Source organism: Staphylococcus pseudoxylosus (genome assembly GCF_003697915.1).
Taxonomy (GTDB): Bacteria; Bacillota; Bacilli; order Staphylococcales; family Staphylococcaceae; genus Staphylococcus; species Staphylococcus pseudoxylosus.
Genome location: NZ_RCVN01000105.1, coordinates 1 through 224, shown reverse-complemented (window position 1 = coordinate 224; position 224 = coordinate 1). Strand labels below are relative to the sequence as shown.

At 35.3% G+C, this 224-nt stretch carries 1 protein-coding gene; it reads left to right on the top strand.

What is annotated here, in order from left to right:
* The coding region (locus D9V42_RS14990) for a dTMP kinase (RefSeq protein ID WP_279634298.1) at window positions 1-224 on the top strand (224 nt) is incomplete at both ends.

Below are 224 nucleotides of genomic sequence, written 5' to 3'. Positions count from 1 at the left end.
GATATGGACATTAGAACTGAAGCAATGTTATTTGCTGCATCTAGAAGAGAACATCTTGTATTAAAGGTCATACCAGCTTTAAAAGAAGGTAAGGTTGTGTTGTGTGATCGCTATATCGATAGTTCATTAGCTTATCAAGGTTATGCTAGAGGGATTGGCGTTGAAGAAGTAAGAGCATTAAACGAATTTGCAATAAATGGATTATATCCAGACTTGACGATTTA